The 16480-nt window shown below is 56.1% G+C and carries 11 protein-coding genes and 1 tRNA gene; 8 read left to right on the top strand and 4 right to left on the bottom strand.

The window, feature by feature from the left end:
* Positions 1-58: 58 nt before the first annotated feature.
* The 5 genes from HG15A2_RS03645 to mutY all read left to right on the top strand — a co-directional run bounded on the left by HG15A2_RS03645 (position 59) and on the right by mutY (position 6625).
* Entirely contained in the window at positions 59-2257 is a 2199-nt protein-coding gene (locus HG15A2_RS03645) for a hypothetical protein (protein ID WP_145057940.1), read from the top strand.
* Positions 2258-2350: 93 nt separating this feature from the next.
* The gene (locus tag HG15A2_RS03640; protein WP_145057938.1) at positions 2351-3580 is read left to right on the top strand and encodes a Re/Si-specific NAD(P)(+) transhydrogenase subunit alpha; all 1230 of its coding nucleotides are present in this window, start codon (positions 2351-2353) and stop codon (positions 3578-3580) included.
* Complete coding sequence (locus HG15A2_RS03635; protein ID WP_145057936.1) at positions 3577-3843, top strand: NAD(P) transhydrogenase subunit alpha; 267 nt, start codon at positions 3577-3579, stop codon at positions 3841-3843. The genes HG15A2_RS03640 and HG15A2_RS03635 overlap by 4 nt, the downstream gene beginning before the upstream one ends.
* Before the next feature lie 135 nt (positions 3844-3978).
* Positions 3979-5460: an NAD(P)(+) transhydrogenase (Re/Si-specific) subunit beta gene (locus HG15A2_RS03630; protein ID WP_145057934.1), complete on the top strand. Its 1482-nt coding sequence runs from the start codon at positions 3979-3981 to the stop codon at positions 5458-5460.
* A 79-nt stretch (positions 5461-5539) separates the two neighbouring features.
* On the top strand, positions 5540-6625 hold the full coding sequence (gene mutY, locus HG15A2_RS03625) for an A/G-specific adenine glycosylase (RefSeq protein WP_246117870.1): 1086 nt from the start codon (positions 5540-5542) through the stop codon (positions 6623-6625).
* Between the two features lie 114 nt (positions 6626-6739).
* Here the strand turns inward: mutY and HG15A2_RS03620 are convergent, their stop codons facing one another.
* Positions 6740-8272: a dicarboxylate/amino acid:cation symporter gene (locus HG15A2_RS03620; RefSeq protein WP_145057932.1), complete on the bottom strand. Its 1533-nt coding sequence runs from the start codon at positions 8270-8272 to the stop codon at positions 6740-6742.
* A 242-nt stretch (positions 8273-8514) separates the two neighbouring features.
* A complete protein-coding gene (locus HG15A2_RS03615; protein ID WP_218932305.1) occupies positions 8515-10257 on the bottom strand; it encodes a tetratricopeptide repeat protein in 1743 nt (580 codons plus the stop codon).
* Between the two features lie 349 nt (positions 10258-10606).
* On the opposite strand from HG15A2_RS03615, the gene HG15A2_RS03610 reads away from it, so the two are divergent.
* Positions 10607-11944 carry a citrate synthase gene (locus HG15A2_RS03610; RefSeq protein WP_145057928.1) on the top strand — a complete coding sequence of 446 codons (1338 nt, stop codon included), beginning with the start codon at positions 10607-10609 and terminating at the stop codon, positions 11942-11944.
* A gap of 394 nt (positions 11945-12338) precedes the next feature.
* On the top strand, positions 12339-13502 hold the full coding sequence (locus HG15A2_RS03605; RefSeq protein WP_145057926.1) for a Gfo/Idh/MocA family protein: 1164 nt from the start codon (positions 12339-12341) through the stop codon (positions 13500-13502).
* A 16-nt stretch (positions 13503-13518) separates the two neighbouring features.
* Here the strand turns inward: HG15A2_RS03605 and HG15A2_RS23780 are convergent, their stop codons facing one another.
* Positions 13519-13695, bottom strand: coding sequence for a hypothetical protein (locus HG15A2_RS23780; protein WP_218932304.1), 177 nt, complete (start codon positions 13693-13695; stop codon positions 13519-13521).
* On the opposite strand from HG15A2_RS23780, the gene HG15A2_RS03600 reads away from it, so the two are divergent.
* Positions 13666-13749: transfer RNA gene (locus tag HG15A2_RS03600), tRNA-Leu, on the top strand. The two genes, HG15A2_RS23780 and HG15A2_RS03600, sit on opposite strands and share 30 nt — an antisense overlap.
* 499 nt (positions 13750-14248) lie before the next feature.
* Here the strand turns inward: HG15A2_RS03600 and HG15A2_RS03595 are convergent.
* Positions 14249-16192, bottom strand: a complete 1944-nt coding sequence (locus tag HG15A2_RS03595) for a family 16 glycoside hydrolase (protein WP_145057924.1) — start codon at positions 16190-16192, stop codon at positions 14249-14251.
* Positions 16193-16480: the final 288 nt, after the last annotated feature.

Raw genomic sequence — 16480 nt, 5'->3', positions numbered from 1 at the left:
CCATCTAGCCGACTGTCGCTCTCGTAGCGTCAGTTGAACCCTTGGAGTTACGCGTCTGATGTCGTCGATCGCTGCTTGCCCTCGCTGTACTTCCACTTTGCAAATCCCCTTCGGTGCGTTCGCTGAGAGTAGCATCCGCTGCCCGGTGTGCGGCGCAGAGTTTGCCGTCAGCGAAGCGCCGCTTCAGGCACTGCCAGAAGCACAGGTGATTGATCCCAAGCCCTCGATAGGACTCCCCTCAAGCGAACTGCCCACCGCTGCACAGGAAACGGCCGCTGAAAATATCACGCCCTCTCCGACTGCCGCACCGTCGGCAGACCCCTGGGACCAACTCCGCAGCGAGCTGACAAGAGATGCCACAGCAAATGCGGACGAGACACAAACAAATGCTGACGAGCAACTAGAACAACTCAAGTCGACGATCAAGGAAACTGCTCCCACAGAGCTATCCACCTCAGAGCCGCCAACCCCAGAAACTGCGAGCGATGAACCGGCGCAAGAGAAGTTGACCTTAGGGGCGTTCCTCGATGGTACGGCATTGGGAAAGGCGAGTTCAGATAAGCCTGCCGAGACCGAAGAGGCGGTTACCTCTAATAACTCTGGTGTTATCGACGAGCCAGAGGAGTTTGTTCAGCATGAGTGGGAACAAGTCGACAAGGCCACTGACGCCGTGAATGAGTTGACCGAAAAAGTCGAAGAGTCTGCACAGAAAGCGACCGAAAAGGTAGACGGCGCCAAACGCTCGCTCGAGGATATGCTAGCCGAGTTCCGTAAGCCGCCTGTTGACGATGACGCTGAGTCAATTGCTGATTCATCTCCAACGGAAGCAGTGCAGCTGGACAGTTCCACCGAACAGGCGATCGAGTCTCAAACGACTAATGACACTGCCAACAAGCCAGAACCCTCTTCGCTTTTTGAGAAGCGAATCGAACTGCCCAAGACAGATTCATTGCCCGAGCCCGTTGCGGACGCGCTCGAAGGCTCCTCCCCAGACTTTGATCAATCACTGGACCATACCGTCCGTTCGCTGCAGCGCGAGTTGCCGGCGGTGAAACCAGAAACGGAGCCAGTAGCGAGCCCAAAATACGATTCGCACGATTTCACTGCCACAAATTTTTCTGCTAGCGAACCACAGGTACCGCCGAAGGAATCGCTTATACAAGACGAGCTGCTGCAAGACACTGTCGAATCGAGCCACCTTCAACCGACACAAGACTCCGCTCAGGAGGATTATCTCGACCTGCAAATTAGCGCTGCATCACAACGCGGCGGCTTGAAGACTCTCTCCAGCATCGGTGGCGGCGTACTGCTCACTTGCTTGGCGGCCGGGTATGGCTTGCCTTGGCTCTTGGGTCCCAAGGGCGACTTTTTGCAACTGGCCAGTTGGGCACCCGCGGCTGTGTTACCCGATTCGCTGCGAGTGACTGACGTGGAGAAATCACAAGCTGAAAAACTAGCGGAGGAGATGCTCGCCCAAGCGAAGCCGATTCCACCGGTTGAAGCTCCGAACGCTGGTGAATCCCCAGAGGACCGTAGCGTTGCGCCGGCTTCGGCATCTTCCCCAGTTGAGTTACCAGAATCTGAGCCGAGTGCTAAAACAGACCAAGTCTCTGAAGCTTCCCAGCCAAGGGCCTCGGTCGTGCCGTTGGCTGGTGACATGGTCAAGCTACTGGTGAATCCTCGCGTGGTCACTGCGGACGAACTTCATACAGCGGTCGAAGAGGCCCGCGCTGCGGTGCCGGAGTTGCTCACAGGCGACCTTTCCGACCGCAGTTCCATCGCCCGCAAAGGTAACGCCTACAAGACATTGGCCCGCCTTGCTCAGGCGGTAGCGCTGGCCGATGCCTCGGAGTTGTCAGGCCCTAGTACGGAACGCGCCGACTTTCTTGCCAATCTCGCGTCCGGCAAAGACCTGTTACGTCACGCGGCCAGCGACAAGTACGAGCGTGACGAGGTTTCTCAAATCGCCGCTCGCTGGGCTGAGTTTGACCAACGCCCAAATTACGGGATTTTGTTTGCCGGAACCGTGGTCAATGTCCGAGCCATTGGTGCTTTGGACGAGTACTTGGTGAAAGTCTCCTGGGAGGACGAGAGCATTATCCTGCCGGTCCTCATGCCTCGATTGCGTTTCACCACAGGCGATTTCATTGGCGTGGTGGGAGTCGTGGCCGCAAATCCGCGGGAGTCGCTACGCGACTACACGGGAGATTCGCCGCAGACCATCGTCGCGGACGATTCCTTCCCGCTGGAAGAGTAGGCGCTAAGCCGCAATCGGGCACTGTTTTCTCGTCCCGATTTGTGGCACAATCACAGCTCTCGACACCGCTAGAGCTGCCCCCGCGAGCCAACTATGAAGATTGCCGTTTTGCGTGAGACCTTCCCTGGCGAACGGCGCGTTGCGCTCGTCCCGGCAGTTGTTCCTCAGATACAGAAGCTTGGCACCGATACGCAGCCAGTAGAGATTCTCGTGGAAACTGGTGCCGGCGAAGCGGCTGGATTTACCGACGACATGTACCGCGAGCGTGGTGTAGAAGTCTGGGACGATCGCAAATCGCTACTGGAAAAAGCCGACGTACTCTTGCAAGTCCGCACGTTGGGAGCAAATCAAGAAGCGGGCCGCAGCGATCTCGATTCGTTCAAGCGCGACCAAGTGCTCATCGGCACTGCCGACCCCTTGGGAGCGGCGGGTTCCATTAAGGAACTGGCCGAGAAGAATGTCACACTGTTCGCATTGGAACTGATCCCGCGAATCACGCGTGCCCAAAGCATGGATGTGCTCTCCTCGATGGCTACGATTGCCGGATACAAAGCAGTGATCGTAGCGGCTAATCATTTACCCAAACTGTTCCCGATGCTCATGACGGCCGCGGGCACGCTCACCCCAGCCAAGGTTTTTGTTCTCGGTGCGGGAGTCGCGGGACTACAGGCGATTGCTACTGCAAAGCGGTTAGGCGCAGTCGCGCAAGCTTACGACGTGCGGCCCGTGGTGAAGGAACAGATCGAGTCGCTCGGCGCGAAGTTCGTCGAGCTCAATCTTGACACGGGCGACACCGAAGACAAAGGCGGCTACGCGAAGGCGCTTACCGAAGAACAACAAGTCAAGCAGCGCGAGCAGCTAGCCGATATCGCCGCCGAGTGCGACGTGTGCATTACTACCGCAGCCATCCCCGGGCGGCCCTCGCCGCTTTTGATCACCGAAGATGCCGTGCAACGCATGGCACCCGGCTCGGTGATTGTCGATCTTGCGGCGGAACGGGGCGGGAACTGCGAACTCACCGAGGCCGACCAAACGGTCGTGAAGCACGGCGTCACGATCTGCGGGCCCACGAATCTGCCCAGCGATGCGCCGCAGCACGCCAGTCAAATGTACGCCAAGAACGTCGCCACGTTACTCGCCTTGCTGATTAAAGAGGGGCAACTCGATATCGATCTCAAAGACGAAGTCATCCGCGACACGCTCGCCGCCAAAGACGGCCAGGTTCAGAACGACCGCCTGCGTGACATGCTCGGGATGGAACCGTTGACCAAGCCCGCGGCTGAAGCGCCTGCGGAACACATCGCCAGTGGAAGTAACCAATGACACTCATCACCGCATTGACCATCTTTGTACTGGCCATCTTCATTGGCTTTGAAGTCATTACCAAGGTGCCGCCAACCTTGCACACGCCGCTAATGAGTGGTTCGAATGCCATTAGCGGCATCACGCTGGTCGGTGCCATCTTGGCCGGCGGCAGCACGTTTGGCAGCATACTCGGTTTCCTGGCAATTGTGTTCGCCACGTTCAACGTCGTCGGCGGTTTCCTGGTAACCCATCGCATGCTGGCGATGTTCAAGAAGAAGTAGATATTGACGCTAAGACGCAAAGAACTCTAGGAATCGCGGAGACTCAAGGATCCAGGAAATGTTTCACTGCTGCACTGAAATCGAATTTCAATCTTCGCAAGTCCTCGCGCCCTCTGCGACTCTGCGTCAAAACTAATGAACAAGAATCAACTAGCCGTGCTTGAAAACTTCATACTCTTCGCCAAAGCCAATACAACCGAGCTAGAAAAGGCAGCCACGGAAGTGGTTGGTTCGGCCGGGCGAGAGCAACTCGCACAGATTGGCTATCTGGTGGCGGCTGTGTTGTTCATCCTCGGCATCAAAGGCATGACGCACCCTCGCACGGCTGTGCGAGGAAACTTGCTGGGTGCCGTGGGCATGTTTCTTGCCGTGCTGGTGACGCTACTTCAGCAAGGCGTTTCGCTACCGGTGGTTCTGTCGGGCATCATCGTGGGCAGTGCCGGCGGTATGGTGCTTGCCAAGCGTGTACAGATGACACAGATGCCCCAGCTGGTGGCTCTATTTAATGCTTTCGGTGGCATCGCATCAGTACTTGTTGCTGGAGCAGAAGTTCTCAAGGGCCCTTCACCAGAGACCGATGGCGTGGTCGCCGGCTTCGCGGCAGGAATTGCAGGACTCATCGGCGCGGTGACCTTCAGTGGCTCGATGGTCGCTGCCGGCAAGCTGCAAGAGCTGCCGCAGTTCAAGAAGCCGTGGAGCTTTGATGGACTGCAAATCACCAACCTCGTACTGCTGTGCGTTGGCTTGTTGCTAGTTTTTATGATGGTCGACAACTCCGGCTGGGAATACTTTCCATTAGTACTGCTGGCTCTCTTGTTGGGCGTTCTGTTGACCTTGCCCATTGGCGGAGCGGACATGCCTGTTGTTATAGCCCTGCTGAACAGTTACTCCGGCTTGGCAGCAGCTGCTGCCGGTTTCGTGATCTCAAACAACGTACTGATCATTGCCGGCTCCTTGGTTGGCGCTTCGGGGCTGATTCTCACAAGCATCATGTGCAAAGCAATGAATCGCTCGCTCTCGAATGTACTGTTTGCAAAAATGGGACCTGCCGCTGAGGGTCCGGCAGCTGACGAGGTTTACGAGGGTAAGATCAAACGCACGTCGCCGGAGGAGTTGGCCATGTTGCTCGACGGCGTGCAACGCGTCGTGATTGTGCCTGGCTACGGCTTGGCGGTCGCCCAGGCGCAGCATATCGTGCGTGACTTGGCTAACTTGCTGGAAGCGGACGGCGTTACCGTCGAGTACGCCATCCACCCCGTGGCAGGTCGCATGCCAGGGCACATGAATGTGCTGCTGGCCGAAGCAGATGTGCCGTACGAGCAGCTCAAGGAGATGGACGAAATCAATCCCACGTTCAGCCAGTGCGATGTGGCAATCGTCATTGGAGCGAATGACGTAGTCAACCCCGTGGCGAATACCGACCCCACCAGCCCCATCGCCGGCATGCCGATCCTCGACGTGAGCGAAGCCCGCACAGTGATCGTCATCAAACGCAGCTTGAGCCCTGGCTTCGCCGGCATTCCAAACCCACTGTTCGCCGCCGATAACTGCTTGATGCTCTTCGGCGATGGCAAGAAGGCACTTACCGAGCTAGTTTCCGCAATCAAAGAGGGTTGATCTCTCGCAAAGGCGCTAAGGCGCAAAGAATGAACATGAAGTCTTTGCGCCTTAGCGCCTTCGCGAGAGGCCACTCACCGTGACTAAGCTGAAACCGAAATGGAAGCAAACCTTCCGTCGCAAGCTACTCGCCTGGTATGCGAAGCACGAGCGGGATTTGCCTTGGCGACGTTCTAGCGATCCGTATCGCGTGTGGGTCAGCGAGGTCATGCTGCAGCAGACCCAAGTGGAGACGGTGAAGGCGTATTTCCAGCGTTTCATGAAAGCGTTCCCCACGGTACGCAAGTTGGCCGCAGCGGACGAGCAGCAAGTTCTGCTATTGTGGGAAGGCCTGGGGTACTATCGTCGCGCTCGTGGGCTGCACGCTGCAGCCAAGGTAATCGTCGAGGAGCATGGCGGCAAATTCCCCAGTGATGTGCACACGCTCATGAAATTGCCGGGGATCGGGCGTTATACCGCTGGGGCAATTGTTTCGATCGCGTTCGATAAGCCGGCGCCCATTCTCGAGGCGAACACTATTCGCCTGTTCGCACGCCTTGTCGGCTATCGCGAGGATCCCACGAAGTCTGCCGGCCAAAAAGTGCTGTGGGCTACGGCTGAGAAACTCTTGCCGAAGAAAAACGTAGCCCGCTTCAATCAGGCGCTCATGGAGCTCGGCTCGCTGGTATGCAAACCGGCAATGCCGATGTGTTCAGAATGCCCAGCGAAGTCCGTGTGCGAGACGAATCGCCTGGGCCTGCAAGCGGAGATACCTGCATCGAAGAAAAAGCAGAAGTTCACCGATGTACGCGAAGCGGCGGTTGTGGTTCGCAAGAAGAACCAACTACTCGTACGTCAATGCGCCGAAGGCGAACGCTGGGCCGGTCTGTGGGACTTTCCGCGGTTTGAGGTCGATGCAGAGGGGCCACTATTCGTGCACAAGGAACTTGCCACGAAGGTAGCCGACCAAACTGGCATTGTGATTGGCAACGCGCAACTCATGAAAACACTCAAGCACGGCGTGACCCGTTTTCGCATCACACTCGACTGCTACGATGCGGAGTTCAAAAGTGGGCGGGTGCGTTCGAGCAAAGCCAAACCAGTGCGCTGGATTGATGCGAAAGAACTGGCTGAGTTGCCCTTGAGCGTCACGGGTCGGAAGATTGCGAAGCTGGTTTGTTCGTAGCAGACGACTTCAGGCGGCGACCTGAGCAAATCATTTTGCACTCTCGCCTGTGGTTTAGCCGTCACAACACGGTGTTACCCGCTGCGTCACGCCGCGAAGTCACAACGCGGCGAACTAGATATTCAACTCGCCCTCAATCGGCACTTGTGAAGTTGCGTCGCCTTCGCTCTCGAACCGAGCAATCACCGCACAGCCGCAGGAATCGCTCCACACGTTTACCGCCGTGCGGGCCATGTCGAGCACACGATCAACTGCGATGATGAGCGCTTGGTCCTCAGTCGGCAGGCCGACGGCTTGGAGGATAATAGCCATCATGACCAGGCCCGCGTGCGGGATGCCAGCCGCTCCGATGCTCGCTAGCAGCGCGGTGAATGCCACGATTAGTTGGTCTGCCATACTCAGATCGAGCCCGTTGAATTGGGCAATGAACAGCACAGCGACCACTTCGTACAGCGCCGTGCCGTCCATGTTCACGGTCGCGCCCAGGGGTAGCACGAACGAGCCGACACGATTGCTCACCTTCGCACGTTCTTCCACACAGGTAAGCGTGAGCGGTAAAGTGCCATTGCTACTTGCGGAGCTAAACGCAGTGAGCAGCGCGGGGCTCATTGCTTGGGCGTACTTCCAAGGGCTACGCTTGGCTACCAATCGCAAGATCAGTGGCAAGGTGATGAGTGCGTGAACTCCCAGCGCGAGCGCCACAGCCAGCATGTACCAGCCAAGCGTGCCGAAAATGCCCACGCCCTGGGTGGCCGTGACAGCCAGCATGAGAAAGAACACGCCGATTGGTGCGAGGTTGATGATGAGCGTGGTGAGCTTCATCATGACTGCGAAGAGGGCTTCGACAAACTCGTTGATACGATCGGCTGCAGTCCCGCCCACGAGAATTGTGCAAACACCGAAGAAAATCGTGAAAGCAATGATCGAGAGAAAGTCCCCATTGGCGGCCGATGCGAACGGGTTGGTGGGAATCATGTTTAGCAGTTGCTCGTAGAGCACTTCCCCGAGGGATTGCGCCTCCTGAGCCACCGCCGCCTGCGGCTTAGCCGCCACCGGGCCTAAGTTACCCACCCCAGGCCGGACAAAATTCACCATCAACAGCCCGGTCATGATGGCTAACATGCTGGTCGTTACGTAGTACAACAGCGTGCGTCCGAACATCTTCCCTAGTCGATCTGCGTGCCCCAGACCTGTGACGCCGGAGAGCAACGAGGCGATGATCAGCGGCACGGAGACCATTTTCAGCATACGCAGGAACAAATCGCCTATGAGCTTGGCCGTGTCGCCAATCCAACGGGCCGTGCTGCGGCCATGGTGATAAAACAGCTTGAAAGCCGTCGGGTCGCTCTTCTGAAGTACGGCTAGGGTTGGATAGAACTCGGGTTCCGTCTCATCGGAACCCGGCAAATGAGCGGGCCACCGGATATCTCCGTCCGACTTGTCGCCGACAACAATCCTGCGCGCTTCCTTGTTTTCAGATATCGACAGTAACACTCGATCGGGCGAGTCCGATGACCAGAACCGCGCGTTCTTGAGTTCAAGAGGAGGTCCCGGCGAATAGGAACTGGCCCCTACGTTTAACACGATGCCAATGATGGTGCCGAGAAACATGGCAATGAGGATTTGCCAGTGGAGGGCGACTCGCATGTATTGTAGAAGTGGCTAGAGGATTGAGATCACGAGACTGTCAGTCTAGATCGTAGGGTACCGTAAGCCTTAGCAAAATGCACCACCAGCCAGCAACGCTCAAGAGCTCGTTTCAAATGGCTGCTGAACCATTGTCACACGGTTTGCAATTAATCACTTCTCCAGGTGCGTTGCGCTGTCGCCCTCGGCACCCCACCTTCATTTCCTTGAGAGCTTCCAAATCAGTAATCCCGCATCTCCAGTCATTCAGCGATGGCGGGTTCTTCGACGACTTCAATGTCTTCCTCAGGCTCTGCTTCTTCCGCCATTGATTCCTCTGCGCTGGTGGCTTCTTCTCTTGGCTCGCCTGTGAGGATTGATTCGAGTTCTTCTTTTAAGTCGGCTTCGTTCTTGAGCTCGCGAACGGGCTTGTTTTGCTTGAAGCTTTCCAGTTCTTTCTTGAGCGCTTCGACTTGTTCCGGCTTGGCGGCTTCGATGGCTTTTTCAGACCACTTGATCGCTTCCTCGAAGTCTCCCGCCTCGGCATGGGCAGCCGCTTTGGTGCTGAGAATGTGGCCTGCTTTGTAGTCTTCGAGCTCGCACGCCTTCGTAGCCAGCTCGATAGCTAGCTTGCCATTGCGCACCTCATCGTCGGGAGAGGTTGCGAGCAGCCAGGCGTAATTATTTAGCAGAAAAGCATCGTCCTGTTTTTGTTCGTAAGCCTTGGCGAAGTCAGCACTGGCCGACTTGTGATCGCCGACATTTAGATACGCATCGCCACGACTACGAAGGGCCAAGTAATTGTCTGGATCGGCGGCCAACATGTTGGTATAGGCCTTGATAGCTCCGCTAGGATTGCCGCTCAGGTAATAATAACTGGCGAGTTGCCCTTGCAGCTCGGCCCTGTCGGGGGCTGCTTCGGTGACCTTACGGATGGTTTCGATTGCTTCTTCAAACCTTTTTTCGCCTGCCAGGATCTCTGCTTTCAAGCGATAGGCCGTCACTACGTTGGGGTTGGCCTCGAGAACCGCATCGACATCGGCCATCGCTTCGTTCGTTTTGCCCTGCGTGTAGTACGTCTCCGCACGCTGAATGCGGGTGAGGATAGAATCGGGACGCAATTCGATAACTTTTGAGTACTGTTCTAAAGCGTTGTCGAGTTCGTTCATCTGGCGATAGATCTCGCCACGATTTTGATAGACGCTCCAAAGATCGCCCTTTTGCTCGTCAATCGCATCAAACACGGTAAGCGCTTCCTCGTTCTTCTCAAGTTGGCGGAGCACCTCTCCTTGGAAGATTTGCAACGGTATGTTTTCTTTGTGATCCTCCAAGAGGGCTTCCACCGCAGCCAACGATTCATCAAAGCGTTTCTGCGTCCTCAAGAAAGTCGCCCGCGCTACAGCAAAGTTGAGATTCTCGGGATCAAGCTTCAACGCATCATCGAAATCGGACATGGCGCGAACCGGATCGCGTTGCAAACTGCCGCGCAAGGCGAGAGCCTCAGCCTGCTTGGCTTCGGGTAGGGGCTCGCCTTCAGCGTCGGTGGACCTCAAATACTTGTCGAGCAGGCGGCGTGCCTCTGCCGGGTCGCCGCCGGGAGTAGAAAGCAATTTTGCTAGCATCAATCGTGCTTCGGGAGGTGGATCGTCGTAAGAGAGCACTGTACGCAAATCACTCTGAGCCATGCGAGCCAATTGGCCCGATTGTTGTGCCCCGAGCCGACGAGTCGTCAGCGCGTTGAGCAGGATACTTGCCCGTTCGAAGTGTGCGCTGGAGAGCATCCCCTCGGCAAAGTCGGAGTTTTCCATGTCGAGCCCCTTGTCCAGGGCCGACTCCAATAATTCGATCACGCCGTTCAAGTCGCGCATCCCTTGGCCCGTGATGCGATTACGGAGCGCTTCATCGAAATCGTGCTGGCCGGGACCCTCGGCGTAGGAGACAGTTGGTATTGCTGCTAGGGACAGCAAACAGGTCAGCAAGCAGGCGGGCAGGCGAATGAGCTTCATATGGGAATCTCGCATTAAGTGGCATTCAACGTCACATCAGAGGACTGACAATCATTATTGCGTGTTGGGCGCGGGCTGACCACGCAAGTTTTTTCTCTCATCCTCTTGCGGCTTAGCCGCCATACGCTGTGTGAGTCGCCTGAGAAGCAACTAGAGAATTTGACCCCGATTGAACCACACCCCTGGCAGCGGTACACTTGAGGTCTGACGATTGGCCATTTAAGACAAGTGACAGGGCGGGGAGTTGCCCAGTTGAAAGAGAACTTCTCAGGTCAGATGCCCAGTTTCAGCTGGCTATCTCCATGCAATCAAGTGCAGCCCAGTAGGCGCAGCGGAAGGAAATCCCTCTATGAGTAATGCCACAACTACCCCAACAGCGGTCACCAAACCGCCCGTACAAACGGACACGGCCACTTTGAAGGTAGCTGGCAAAGAGTTGGAGCTCCCCATTGTTGAAGGGACTGAGCAAGAGCAAGGCCTGGATATCAGCAAGCTACGCGGCACCACAGGCGTCGTGACGCTTGATCCTGGCTATGTGAACACGGGCTCGACCACCAGCGGGATCACATTCCTCAATGGCGAAGAAGGCGTGCTACGTTATCGCGGCTACCCCATCGAACAACTCGCTGAAAACTGCGAATTCATCGAAGTGGCTTATCTGCTGATCTACGGCGAGCTGCCCACGGACGAACAGCTCGAAGTCTATCGTGAGAAACTCAGTACACACACAATGCTGCACGAAGATTTGCGGCTGTTTTACGACGGATTCCCACGCGACGCTCATCCCATGGCCATTCTCAGCTCGGTCGTCGGAGCGATGAGCACGTTCTATCAGGACTCGCTCGATCCGCACGACGATTGGCACGTGGAAGTCTCGATGGTACGTTTGCTGGCGAAGCTGCCCACGATCGCGGCTTGGGCTTATAAGAAATCGAGTGGCCAGCCTTTTGTCTATCCGAAGAATCACTTGAACTATTGCGAGAACTTCCTGCGCATGATGTTCTCTGTGCCGACTGAGGACTACGAAGTCGATCCTGATTTTGTCAGTGCACTCAATTTGCTGCTAATCGTGCATGCAGATCACGAACAGAACTGCAGCACCTCGACAGTGCGTATGGTCGGTTCGTCGAACGCAAACATCTTCGCTTCCATCTCTGCTGGCATTAGTGCCTTGTGGGGTCCTTTGCACGGCGGTGCGAACGAGGCGTGTGTGAACATGCTCGAACGCATTCGCGATGATGGTTGCAATGTAAAGAAGTACGTCGACATGGCCAAAGACAAAGAGGACGGCTTTCGACTGATGGGCTTTGGCCACCGCGTCTATAAGAACTTCGACCCACGGGCGACCATCATCAAAGCGGCCTGCCATCGCATTCTGGAAAAGCAAAAGCTCGAGGACCCTATCTTCGACATCGCCCGACAACTCGAAGAAGCGGCACTCAAGGACGAGTACTTCATCGAACGGCACTTGTACCCAAATGTTGATTTCTACTCAGGGGTCATTTATCGCGCGATTGGCATCCCCGAGAAGATGTTCACCGTTCTATTTGCCATCGGCCGCTTGCCGGGCTGGATTGCTCATTGGCGAGAGATGCATGCCGACCCGCACAAACGCATTTGCCGGCCCCGCCAAATCTACACCGGTCCCACGGTGCGCGAGTTCGTGCCCATCGATCAGCGATCCTAGGCAATACTTCTTTAGACTAAACTACCACCGGCTGAATCCGGTGGGTTTGGAGATTCGTGAGCTGCGGACTGAAGTCCTTCACTCACGAATTGGTAGCCCCGGCACATGATTCTGAATGCAGTACGGGTAGTTGGCAGGCGGAACCATGCCGAGACTGAAATCACCCTAGGTCTATTTCGACCTCAGTAACGCACCGCCCGCAAAGTCTCGCGAATCGAGCGAGACATTATTCTATAGAAGTGCTGTGAACCGTTGTTCACCAAAGCCGAAAAAGACCACCCACTCCCAGGCTGAGCTCACAGCGAGCAAGCTCGACGGCTAACGCACGCGTGCCAGAATTGTTAGACTACTGGCTTACGACAACCGCAATTCTCTCCTCTGGAGCCCCCGATCCATGCCACAAGATACGTTGAATGTCGCCCTGATTGGTTACAAGTTTATGGGCAAGGCCCACAGCCAGGCGTGGCTGAAGGTGGGCAAGTTTTTCGATCTGGACGCTCAGCCGGTCATGAAAGTTGTATGCGGGCGCGATGGCGCAGCGGTTGGTGAATTTGCCGAGCGCTGGGGCTGGGAGAACTCCTCAGACAATTGGCAAGAAGCCATTGCAAGCGACGATGTGGATTTAGTCGACATTTCCACCCCGGGAGCGTCCCACTGCGAAATGGCCCTGGCCGCCGCTGCTGCGAGCAAGCATGTGTTCTGTGAAAAACCGCTGGCGAACTCCTTGGAGGAAAGCAAGCAGATGCTCGCTGCCGTTCGCAAGGCCGGCGTGAAGCACATGGTGAATTTTAGCTATCGTCGCTGCCCAGCTATAAGTCTGGCAAAACAGATGATCGACGCCGGCGAAATCGGTGAAATCCGTCACGTGCGCTGCACCTACTTGCAGGATTGGCTCGTCGATCCTGATTTCCCGATGAACTGGCGCATGCGTGCTGAATCTGCCGGCAGTGGCGCGCACGGCGATCTTGGTGCGCACTCGATTGACATGGCTCGCTACCTAGCGGGTGAGATCGATGAAGTCGTGGGTACGAAGAAAACCTTCATCACCGAACGTCCCGCCGAGGGTACTTCCGATGGCCTGACAGCTACCGCAGGCGAAGGGACGGAAAAAGTTACGGTCGACGATGCTTCGCTGTTCCTTGCGAAGTTTGCCGGCGGGGCACTTGGTTCATTCGAAGCGACTCGCCTCGCACCGGGCCGCAAGAATCATAACCGCATCGAGATCAACGGCAGCAAAGGTTCGCTGGTGTGGTGTTTCGAGTCGCTCAACGAGCTGGAGTTCTACTCCACGAGCGATCCAGGCACGCAGCAAGGCTTCAGGAAGATTTTGGCAACCGAAGGCGATCATCCCTACGCCGGCAGCTGGTGGCCCCCGGGTCACATGCTGGGCTACGACCACACGTTCACCAACGTGGTCTACGACCTCACCCAGTGCATCGCGAGTGGCAAGGACTGCAGTCCGGACTTCCAGGACGGTGCCCAGTGCAGCGCCGTGCTCGAAGCGGTAAACGACTCTGAGAAGAGCGGCAGCTGGGCCAAGGTCGAGCAAATCGCCTAGCACGGCCGCTAGCGGCTTAGCCGCCCGCTAAGAAGATGCCAACCCTGGAGGAGCCGCCTTGACGATCGGCCTCCGGCGAGTAGACTTTTAGGTTCGCTCCTGCACTGTTTTCCTCAGCCGGGGCGAGTGCTTTTTCACAGGTATTCTGTGGTAGGGCAGTTTTGGGCTCGTGGCGGAATTGGCAGACGCGCATGCTTGAGGGGCATGTGCCCGCAAGGGCGTGCTGGTTCGACTCCAGTCGGGCCCACTGATTTATTGGGGCAAGCCAAACTTTTCTGAGAACCCGCTGCGGTTGTCCGAGAGGCTTGGCTTTTCCTTTGGATTCTCAGATAAGATTTGTTTGCCCACTGATTTATTGGGACAAGCCAAACTTTTCTGAGAACCCATTGCGGTTGTCCGAGAGGGTTGGCTTTTCCTTTGGATTCTCAGATAAGATTTGTTTGCCCACTGGTGGTACTTCTAGGGCTGGTACTTCTGGGGCAAGGCGATTCACGCACTGACTGCGCCGCGCTGGGTTGGTCCTCACTGCGGGCGCTTCTGCAAAGATTCTGAAATAGCATCGGCCACGACTCCACGCCCGCCTTGGCATTGATGCGTTTTTATGACCTCCGCAGGTTTGCGTTCGCTGAACTTACCGCTGAATCTTAGCACCACTCTTTCGAGCTGGCGGAGGATGCAAGCGCCAGCAGAAAGCAAAGCGCGAAACTCGCATCAGGGATTAGTCAGGCAAATCAGTTTTTGAAAGCTTATTCGGCGGGAAGCTCTTTGATGCGGATATTGCGATACATCAATTCAGCCCACTCCGCTTGCAGGCCAATGTGACCCTTGCTCAAAGGAAGCTTTTCCCCCTGTTTGTTTTCTTGGGTAAAGTTGAAGGTTTCTAGAACCACTTCGCCATTGAAAATGAATGTCGCCTTCTCGCTTCCGTGAACGCGAATCTCCATTTCGTTCCACTCGCCTTTCGGCTTTTCGACTCCCAGGTGTGTGCGAACACCCCCGCCGGCCCGTCGCTTGGCGTCTTTGAGATAGAATTTGCCGTCCCGAGGGGTGTCAGTTCTAAGATGTCTTCCAAGGACAAAGAGGTCTCCCGAGTGGAAGCGACCCTTGGCACCTTTCGCATCCGGCTTGTCACCCGGTGATTCGCCAATTTGCATCTCAAGAGAAAACGGCCAAACCTTGGTGAGATCGCCGTGGACATGAAAGAGGAGTCCCGCATCGCGGTCCCAATTCGTACGGGGCGCGTAGCGGTTCTCGCCCCACTTGTATTCCAGCTTAAGGATGAAATGGCTGAACTGTTGGTCGCTGACGAGGCAGTCGGTCGATTGTTTGGAGTTTGCTTCGCGTCCGGCGTAAACGTGGATGGCTTGCTCTGCTTCGTTCACAGAATAGGGGCCCCAGTCGCCCTCGCCTTTGGAATGAGCAGAAGTCCAACCTTCCAAGGTTTTGCCGTCGAAGAGTGGAATGAAACCATCTTCTAACTTCTGCACTTGCGGGGCCTGCTGAGCAGCTTTGGCCTCGGTAGCTGCGGCCATTTCGAAGTTTCTTGAAACGGCGAACTTTCTTGAGACGGCCTTGTCTGCGGTTGGGAAATCCTCCGGGACCTCGATGGTCACTTCACCCGTGGCGGCCCACTCGGTGCCTCTCAAAAAAGTTGTCACGAACGCGACGCATTCGCAGGAGTAAGTCGCGTGACCAAGGGTCGTATGGAAGATCCGACCTAGCCCATAATCAATCGTCATCAAGGTCGGCTCGTGGCGTCCGCTTCCTTTACGTTTTGGCGAAGCGAAGGCAGTCGCCAGAATATTCATGTTGATTGCTGGCCCCCGCAAACGCTCGTACAACTCGTCTTTGGCGTGCAGGAACGATTTGGGGAGCCCTTTTGTAATTGGATGCTCAGTGTCACGAACTGCCAGCTGGAATTCATGTTGTGGTCCATGCCCGCCGCCACTGCCTTCGGAGTCATCTCTTACAATTTCGCCTTTCTCGTCGTAGTACACGTAGGGGCCGCTTTTCTCATTGCGGTTACCCCACCCGCCCAGGCCGATCATTTCGTTATACTCCCGCCAGTTCGGAAAACAATTGTCGGCGGCGTGGACCGAAACGAAGCCACCACCTTCGTTGACGAATTGCGTAAAAGCGGCCTGGGTGTCAGCGGGCCAGTCGGCTGCGCCGTAGCCAAAGTTGTTCACAACCACGTCGTACTGAGCAAAGTCCGGTTTGAAGTCAGGATCCGTGCGGGCTCTCTTCACAACCTGGTATTTTTTTCCATCGTCCAGGCTGAAATCTTTGAGCCAATCCTCGCCTTTCCAGGTATACCTGCTTCGTTCAATATCAACACTGAACTTGTCGGTCGTCTCGAGGTACTGCTTGAGCATCGCCGTGATCTTTGGCCAGTCGCCATGATTATTTTGACCGTCGACAATCAAGACCTTGATCTTGTCATCTGAGGGGTCGGCAGCGATCGCAGAACAAGCTGACAATCCTACGCAGCAAACCAAATACGTGAACCCGGAGGCGACTAAAGCAAACCTCGACGATAATTTGATCATATCTGCCACTTTGCAAAATAGTGTGAAACTAAACTGGGAATCCCCATAGGACTCATCCTGGAACCACCCTAGGCATGGATCGTCTTCGATTGTAACCCCTGCGGCCCTCCCCATGGCTAGCGTGTGGCGATCGTTTGGCATTTTCTCGTGCTTGGATGGTTGAACAGCGTTCATAGGCCCGTCACCGGGCTTCAAACACGTGCGGCGGGCTACGTCTCTGAAAACTCGTTTTACGCCGTCGCGTTGCACCGTCAAGTTGCGCTGGCCCCGTATCGCAGCGCCTTCGGGCGGTAAGATCGCCTCGGGCTCGCTCTAACATGCTTTCGGAATGCCCATCTTCATCTCGCTGGTTGGTTAACGGGCATCTACGGAGTCTCCCTTTTTGGGAGCCGGCTAGCTCGTCGCATTTGTATCAGGTGGTCGGGTTGC

Origin of the sequence: Adhaeretor mobilis, from assembly GCF_007741515.1 — a bacterium.
Classification (GTDB): domain Bacteria; phylum Planctomycetota; class Planctomycetia; order Pirellulales; family Lacipirellulaceae; genus Adhaeretor; species Adhaeretor mobilis.
Note: the sequence above shows the minus strand (reverse complement) of the source record. Positions and strands in the feature narration are given on the sequence as shown.

What these genes read in the sequence shown, in the direction of transcription:
- HG15A2_RS03645 (WP_145057940.1), top strand. Translation starts at nt 59, where the DNA reads ATGTCGTCGATCGCTGCTTGCCCTCGCTGTACTTCCACTTTGCAAATC.
- HG15A2_RS03640 (WP_145057938.1), top strand. Translation starts at nt 2,351, where the DNA reads ATGAAGATTGCCGTTTTGCGTGAGACCTTCCCTGGCGAACGGCGCGTT.
- HG15A2_RS03635 (WP_145057936.1), top strand. Translation starts at nt 3,577, where the DNA reads ATGACACTCATCACCGCATTGACCATCTTTGTACTGGCCATCTTCATT.
- HG15A2_RS03630 (WP_145057934.1), top strand. Translation starts at nt 3,979, where the DNA reads ATGAACAAGAATCAACTAGCCGTGCTTGAAAACTTCATACTCTTCGCC.
- HG15A2_RS03620 (WP_145057932.1), bottom strand. Translation starts at nt 8,272, where the DNA reads ATGCGAGTCGCCCTCCACTGGCAAATCCTCATTGCCATGTTTCTCGGC.
- HG15A2_RS03615 (WP_218932305.1), bottom strand. Translation starts at nt 10,257, where the DNA reads ATGAAGCTCATTCGCCTGCCCGCCTGCTTGCTGACCTGTTTGCTGTCC.
- HG15A2_RS03610 (WP_145057928.1), top strand. Translation starts at nt 10,607, where the DNA reads ATGAGTAATGCCACAACTACCCCAACAGCGGTCACCAAACCGCCCGTA.
- HG15A2_RS03605 (WP_145057926.1), top strand. Translation starts at nt 12,339, where the DNA reads ATGCCACAAGATACGTTGAATGTCGCCCTGATTGGTTACAAGTTTATG.
- HG15A2_RS23780 (WP_218932304.1), bottom strand. Translation starts at nt 13,695, where the DNA reads ATGCGCGTCTGCCAATTCCGCCACGAGCCCAAAACTGCCCTACCACAG.
- HG15A2_RS03595 (WP_145057924.1), bottom strand. Translation starts at nt 16,192, where the DNA reads ATGCCAAACGATCGCCACACGCTAGCCATGGGGAGGGCCGCAGGGGTT.